The sequence below is a fragment of the Deltaproteobacteria bacterium genome, assembly GCA_016930875.1.
Classification (GTDB): Bacteria; Desulfobacterota; Desulfobacteria; order Desulfobacterales.
The window spans coordinates 1-6,855 of sequence record JAFGFW010000200.1 but is presented as its reverse complement, the minus strand read 5'-3'; the positions used below and the strand labels follow the sequence as shown (position 1 = coordinate 6,855).

General features: G+C 51.5%; 7 protein-coding genes. 2 read left to right on the top strand and 5 right to left on the bottom strand.

Features of this window, described 5'->3' with window-relative positions:
- The first annotated feature begins 239 nt into the window (after window positions 1-239).
- Together JW883_16650 and ispH are read left to right on the top strand one after the other, a co-directional pair.
- Window positions 240-656: a DUF3842 family protein gene (locus JW883_16650; GenBank protein ID MBN1843895.1), complete on the top strand. Its 417-nt coding sequence runs from the start codon at window positions 240-242 to the stop codon at window positions 654-656.
- On the top strand, window positions 646-2,379 hold the full coding sequence (gene ispH / locus JW883_16645) for a 4-hydroxy-3-methylbut-2-enyl diphosphate reductase (protein ID MBN1843894.1): 1,734 nt from the start codon (window positions 646-648) through the stop codon (window positions 2,377-2,379). Before JW883_16650 ends, ispH begins: the two co-directional genes overlap by 11 nt.
- 145 nt (window positions 2,380-2,524) lie before the next feature.
- On the opposite strand, the gene JW883_16640 is transcribed toward ispH, so the two are convergent.
- From JW883_16640 to JW883_16620, 5 genes are all read right to left on the bottom strand, one after another.
- Window positions 2,525-3,085, bottom strand: a complete 561-nt coding sequence (locus JW883_16640) for an HDIG domain-containing protein (GenBank protein MBN1843893.1) — start codon at window positions 3,083-3,085, stop codon at window positions 2,525-2,527.
- Complete coding sequence (locus JW883_16635) at window positions 3,057-4,313, bottom strand: HlyC/CorC family transporter (protein MBN1843892.1); 1,257 nt, start codon at window positions 4,311-4,313, stop codon at window positions 3,057-3,059. The genes JW883_16640 and JW883_16635 overlap by 29 nt, the downstream gene beginning before the upstream one ends.
- Window positions 4,303-5,559, bottom strand: a complete 1,257-nt coding sequence (locus tag JW883_16630; protein MBN1843891.1) for an HlyC/CorC family transporter — start codon at window positions 5,557-5,559, stop codon at window positions 4,303-4,305. Before JW883_16630 ends, JW883_16635 begins: the two co-directional genes overlap by 11 nt.
- 3 nt (window positions 5,560-5,562) lie before the next feature.
- Window positions 5,563-6,339 carry an enoyl-CoA hydratase gene (locus JW883_16625; protein ID MBN1843890.1) on the bottom strand — a complete coding sequence of 259 codons (777 nt, stop codon included), beginning with the start codon at window positions 6,337-6,339 and terminating at the stop codon, window positions 5,563-5,565.
- 15 nt (window positions 6,340-6,354) lie between these two features.
- On the bottom strand, window positions 6,355-6,855 hold a 501-nt coding region (locus tag JW883_16620), incomplete at its 5' end, for a glycogen debranching enzyme (GenBank protein ID MBN1843889.1).

Genomic DNA, 6,855 nt, shown 5'->3' with positions numbered 1-6,855 from the left:
GGATAAATCAAAAAAGAAATCCTTATTATATCCAGTATCCAGTAACCAGCATCCAGTATCACGTGGCGCCTGGGTGGAATCATGAGGCTTTTCCAAAACTTGCCATAAATTTTAAGATCTTAGTCTATGTAGACGGCTAGTTGACCCAGTGGGGTTAATCTGTTAAATTACATACAAAAAAACAGATCAGAATTCAAAACGACTCTGTCAAAGCGCGGACAGGGGCTATGAGCCGGAATATGCGTATCTGTGTGATTGACGGTCAGGGCGGGGGTATCGGAAGCATCATCATAAAAAAGCTCAGGGAAGCTTTCGAAGAATCAGTGGATATAACCGCCCTTGGAACCAACGCCATTGCAACGGCCCAGATGCTTAAGGCCAGGGCAAATCGAGGCGCCTCGGGCGAAAACGCCATTGTGCGCACGGTGGGCCAGGCGGACATTATCGTGGGTCCCATGGCAATTGTTTTGGCTCATGCCATGATGGGCGAGATGACCCCTCGCATGGCTGAGGCTGTGACCGCAAGCACGGCCAAGAAGTTATTGATTCCGCTTTCCCAGGAAAATGTTGAAATCGTAGGACTACCCCAGACTTCCCTTCCGCCGCTCATTGAAATGTTGATCGAAAAACACCTGAAAGCCATTCTTGAAAATTAGGCTCGCCAAAACCGCAGGCTTCTGCATGGGTGTCCACAGGGCTGTGGAGATCGTTCTGGATGTTGCTAACAGCCAGGATGGCCCTATCTATACCTTCGGCCCACTGATTCATAACCCCCAGGTCTTAGAGATTCTGGCAGAAAAGGGTGTCTCCGTCTTGAATGACCCTTCAGGGGCAAGACCCGGAATGGTTGTCATAAGGGCCCATGGAGTGCCGCCCCAGACCAAGAAGGGGCTTGCTGATGCAGGATTTACTGTAATCGACGCCACTTGCCCCAGGGTCATAAAAGTCCAAAAGATTATTTCCAAGTATGCCAGGTTGGGCTATGCCGTTGTCATCGTGGGTGAAAGGGACCACCCTGAAGTCGTAGGTCTCCTTGGACATGCCGAGGGGCAAGGCCATGTGGTCAGCCATCCCCGTGACGTTGCCGACCTCCCGCGTCTTGAGCGGACCATAGTCGTTGCCCAGACCACCCAGGACGGCAAGCTTTTTGATGCTGTTGCCGGCGCCATGCAAGAGCGTTTTCCAGACTCCAGAGTGTTTAACACCATTTGTGATTCAACTCATCAACGCCAGGCTGAAGTCAGGGAAATGGCAAGAGATGTGGATGCAGTGGTGGTGGTCGGTGGCCGCAACAGTGGCAATACGCGAAGGCTCGCTCAAGTAGTCGAGCAGGAGGGAGGCCGGGCATTTCATATCGAGAGTGAGACAGAAGTCGACAGCGCTGCCATTGAACGATTGCAGGCCATTGGCATTACAGCAGGGGCCTCAACGCCCAACTGGGTAATCAAAAAAGTCTACAGGACTCTGGAAGGTCTCCCTTACAGGACAACGGGCCAATGGCGGCAAACGGTCTTCAGGATACAGCGGTGGCTTCTTTTAAGCAATCTGTACGTGGCGCTGGGGGCAGGGTTTCTTAGTTATACTTGCGCGCTTTTGTCGGGTATCAGACCAAGCCTTCCATCTGCCCTGATGGCTAGCTGCTATGTGCTTTCCATGCACATACTGAATAACTTCATCGGCAAAGAGGCTGTGCGGTACAATGACCCGGACCGGGCTAACTTTTATGAACAGAGCCGGGGCATCCTTATAACGCTGGCGATCATGTCAGGGGCAGTAGGGCTTTTTATGGCATTTACTCTGGGCATGGTTCCTTTTTTGGTTCTTTGCGTCATCAGCGCCCTCGGGCTTCTGTATAAGGTCAAGCTCTTTCCCGGCCGCCTCAAGACAGGCCGGAAGATCGAGCGCATCGGTGACATACCGGGTTCAAAGACAGTGTTGATTGCCATAGCCTGGGGGGTTGTCACCGTAGTACTCCCTCACCTTTCTATCTCGTTGCAAGTTACCAGCACAATGATTTTCGTCACGTTATTTGCCTCGGTTATGGCCTTTGTGCGAACTGCTTTTTTTGACATACTGGATATGCAAGGTGACCGGCTTGTGGGACAGGAAAGCCTCCCCATCGTATTGGGGGAGAAGAAGTCCCTGCGGATACTAAAGCGACTCCTGGCGTTCTCCTTGGCAGTCCTGCTTTTCTCCCCGATTATGCATCTTGCCACCACCCTGGCCTATTGTCTGGTACTTTCGCTGTTATATATGGCATGGGTCGTTCATGCCTTTGAGAGACACTGGATTGTGACTGGTTTCAGATTTGAGTTCCTGGTGGAGACTATGTTTTTGTTCACCGCGGGGGTTGCCCTTGTTTGGCAGCTCCTTTGTTAGTGTCCATCCATAAGCGGCATCTTTTGGCCCAATTCTGCGTTCTCGTTCATTTGCAATCCTCGACGTAGCGCTGCTACGACTGCGGTTGCAAAAGAACTGCGGCCTTGTCTTGAAGCAAAATCTACCATTTCTGGATGGACACTTGCTAAATTTTGGACTTGGCAAGAAGGGCACCGAGGTCTTTCGGGGAGATATCCAGCTTTGAGAATATCTTCTGTTCCAGCAATTGGGTTTCGAGTTGAACTTCTTCCAAGCTCGCCTGAAGAGCCGGGAACTTGTTGGCATATCTTTCTTGTATGTCCTGAAACCGCTCCTCTATCTCTACCAGCTCTTCGTGCTTGACCCGCTTATCAGCATAGTTGACCAGTTCTTCCTCACTTACCACACCATCGGGCTCAAAAGATCTCTTATCCACACGGATGTGCTGTCGCACGATACTGGCTACCGCAGGATAACCCAAGGAGTTGAGCAGTTCACCTCCGGTTTGAGCGTGGTCTTCCTTGGTCTGGATTGACATGGTTTTCATGATGTCATGGAGCAGTGCCCCTGCCTCCACCAGCGAAAGGTCAAGGCGCTGGCCACAACTGTTCAACTTGCGGCCGATAAGCAAAGCTATTTCTGTCACCAGCTTGCTGTGCCGCACAATATGCGGCAACATATGGTGTTGAGAGATCAGCTCAAGACACTTTTTCCTTGTTGGTATCAATGGAATCCTTCCTGATGATCTCTACGGTTTTGACACTGTAGCGGTCTGCCTCAAGGACTTGCACGGTGAGATCCCCGTGAGTAAAGGAGTCCCCTTTCCGGGGAATCCGGCCCAGCCTGTGGAGAACATAGCCGCCAACGGTTTCAAAACCCTTCTTGGGAATGACAATAGCCGTCTCTTCCCTGAGGTCGTCAATGTCTGCCTTACCGCTCACACGAAAATGTCCAAGCCCTTTTTTCTGGATCTGCGGTGTAGCGTCTTCATGTTCGTCCGCAAGCTCACCAAAGATCTCCTCCATGATGTCTTCGAGTGTCACAATTCCGACACACGCACCGAACTCGCTCACAACCGCAGCAAGGCTTTCACGCCCTCGTTGCATTTCAACAAAAAGCTGATCAATCTGTTTAGTGTCAGGGACCAGGCGGGTCGGCCTCATGTAAGTGCGGATGAAAACCTTCCTTTGCTCATCGTAAAGGACATCAAAGACGTTCACCAGGCCCACGAGCTGATCGACGCGGTCCCGGTAAACCGGGATACGTGTGTGGCCCTGATCTTGCACCAGGGCAAGAAATTCATCGGTCCGGGCCGTTTCCGAAAGCAGGGCCACTTCAGATATGGGCACCATGACCTCACGAACAATGGTAGTGGCATAATTAAGGGTAGATTCCAGCATCTCCTGCTGGTCCTCCTGGAGCCCCCCGCTTTCGACCGATTCCTCTATTACCAGCTTGATCTCATCCCGTGTCATATAAACGCTTTTTGGCTCGCTTCGAAAAATACGGAAAAGGATATTGGTGAAGAGGTGGATGGGGAAAGTGATGGGGGTCAACATCCTGGATAGGATTGTCCAGGTCATGGCGGACTTCACCAATGCCTGCTCGGCGTGATGCCGGAAATAGGCCTTTGGGACGATTTCGCTAAGAACCAGTAGGACGGATGTCATTACCAGGGTGGCCATAATGGGGCCAAAGGGCCCAACCCACCTTTGCAATGTCACAGTAGCAATTGCTCCGCCTGTGATGTTAAGAACGTTTGTTGCAATGAGGGTCACCACCAGAATTCGTTCCTTGTTTTCAAGGAGCGCAAGGGCACGATTGGCGCTGTGCACGCCCTCGGAGGCAAGATGCTGCAGGCGTGTTCGGCTTGCCGAAACCAGCGCCGTTTCAGAGCCTGAGGCAAGGCTTGAGCCCAGAATACAGATCAGCAGCAAAACAAACTCAAGCAGCATTTTCTGAGACCTCCACGTGGATTCGTTTTATGCGACAGCTCACGATCCGTCTTCGTTTTGATTCCACGACAGTAAAGTGAGCGCCGTTTCTCTCAAGGGTCCGGCCCTGGGCTGGAATCTCTCCAAACTCATCACACAGATACCCGTTTAAGGTGACGGATTCTCCCTCTGGAAGGGCCAACCCGCAAACCTCATTGACTTGTTCAATGGGCGCTCGGCAGAGGACAAACCACTCATCCGGTCCAAGGGGGCGGATGAGTTCTTCTGCTTTCTCGTATTCGTCATAGATCTCGCCCACGATCTCCTCAACGAGGTCTTCCATGGTTACTATACCCGAGGATATCCCGTATTCGTTGACGATGACTGCCATGTGGATGAGGTTTTTCTGCATGTGCCTGAAGATCCGGTGTATCCTGGCGCCTTCCGGGAAGATGGCTACGGGTTTGAGGAGTTTTCGGATTTCACGGTCGGGATTGAGAAAAAACTCCTTGGTGCTAACAAAACCGACGATGTAGTCAACGCTCTGTTCGCAGATCGGTATCCGGGAATGACGCGCCTCAATCATCAGGTGTTCCATCTTGTCACGGGAGATATCCAATGTGGCAGCCACGATATCCACACGGGGAGTCATAATCTCCTCGGCAGTGGTTCCAGAGAAACGCATAATATTTCGCGCGATGCGCTGCTCCTGCGAGCTAATCGTTTTCTTGCGGCCTGCTTCGTCAAACAGCACCTCGAGTTCCGACGGACTGAGCCCTCCCCTTGCTTCTTCCGGCACCTTGAGAACCCGCAAGATCGTGCGAGCCAGAAGGTCAAATACTGCAACAAAGGGACGGGATACCTTTGAAAAAGCATGAAGCGGCGTGACGGCACTAAGGGCAAAAGGTCTTGCCTGGCTTACAGCGACTGTTTTTGGAATGATTTCCCCGATGAAAAGAACGAGAAGAGAGTCAACAATGATGGCCACAATGAGACCGTGTCTCGGAATCAGCCGTGCAAAGAGGAGCGTTGCGACTGCAGCCGTGGCCACATTGATCAGGGTGTTTCCAAAAAGGATGGTTGAAAGCAATTCTCGAGGCCGACGCAAGGCCCGGACAATGAGTTGCGAGCGGCGGGATTTGTCCTGTCCTAGACGGCGCCGTTCGATGCGATTCAGGCAAAAGAGCGCTGTTTCCGTTGCAGAGAAGCAACCCGAACAGACGAGCAAAAAGGCCAGAAGCGCTAACTGGAGTATGGTGGCCGACACCGGTTATTTCCCCTTCCAGGTGGGTTTTCTTTTCTCCAGGAAGGCACTAAGCCCTTCCTGGGCATCTTCTGAAAAAAGATTCGTCACAATAGTTCTCTTTGCATAATCATAGGCCTGGGAATCGGCCAGGTTGACCTGGTTATAGAAGGCCTCCTTGCCCATGCTCAGGGTAAGAGGGCTGGCTTCGGCAATCTTTTCAGCCACAATTCTTGTCTCAACAGCCAATTGTTCTGGAGGAACGACCTTGTTGATCAAGCCGTACTGGTCAGCCTCCTGAGCAGAGATCATACGTCCCGTGAAAAGCATTTCCAACGCACGTTTTCTCCCCACGGCCCGCACAAGAGGAACCCCGGGTGTGGTGCAAAAGAGCCCGATCTTTACGCCTGGAGTTCCAAAGAGTGTGCCTTCTGCAGCCACCGCCAGATCACAGGCGGCCACAAGCTGACAGCCGGCTGCTGTGGCGATTCCGTGAACCTGAGCAATGACGGGTTGCGGCAGACGCTGGATCTTTTCCATGACCTCAACACAGGTGTCAAATATCGCCTTGTAATATATCATCTCGCGATCCACCAGTTGTGAGATGTCATGCCCTGCTGAAAAGACCTTTCCTTCCCCTTTTATGATGACAACCCTTACATTCTTGTTCTGGCTAATCGTTGTCAGCAAAGCGCTTAACTCCCCAAGGAGTTCGAGAGAAAGCGCATTTCTTTTTTCCGGGCGGTTTAGCGTGATCGTTCCGATGGGGCCCTCCGAATCAAATTTCAAATACTTGTAACTCATACTCTCCTTCCTGTTTCAATGCCTTTTTGAAATAAATACCGCGGCGGCCATGGGATCAACTGGATACTTTCTTTCAAGGCTGACCGGCTTACCCCTGTCCTCATCCAGGATCTCATTCGGCGATGCCTTGCCGGTATTGACTATACAGGACCACATTCTCGCTTCTCGAGGCCGCGGTATTTCAAACTTGTGTTTCACATCATCTCCATTAAGGATGATAAAAAAATCATCATCTTGTTCCCCTTGGGCAAGTTCTTCTCCGTCAAGCAGAAACGTGAGCACCCGGCCATCTTCGGCCCAGTTCGGTTTGCCCACTTCAAAGCCGTGCCAACTCAGATCCGGCCGCTCATCGTGGTTTGTGTCCTTTCCGGACAGAAAGTCAGATCTGCGAAAAACAGGATGTCGATTTCTCAAGGCGATCATCTTACGGAAAAACGTCAACAGATTACCATTCTTTGTCGTCAAATGCCAGTCGATCCAGCTAATCTCATTATCCTGGCAATAAGCGTTGTTGTT

Excerpts from the sequence above, each read along its gene's own strand:
- JW883_16650 (MBN1843895.1), top strand. The coding sequence starts at position 240 with ATGCGTATCTGTGTGATTGACGGTCAGGGCGGGGGTATCGGAAGCATC.
- JW883_16625 (MBN1843890.1), bottom strand. The coding sequence starts at position 6,339 with ATGAGTTACAAGTATTTGAAATTTGATTCGGAGGGCCCCATCGGAACG.
- JW883_16635 (MBN1843892.1), bottom strand. The coding sequence starts at position 4,313 with ATGCTGCTTGAGTTTGTTTTGCTGCTGATCTGTATTCTGGGCTCAAGC.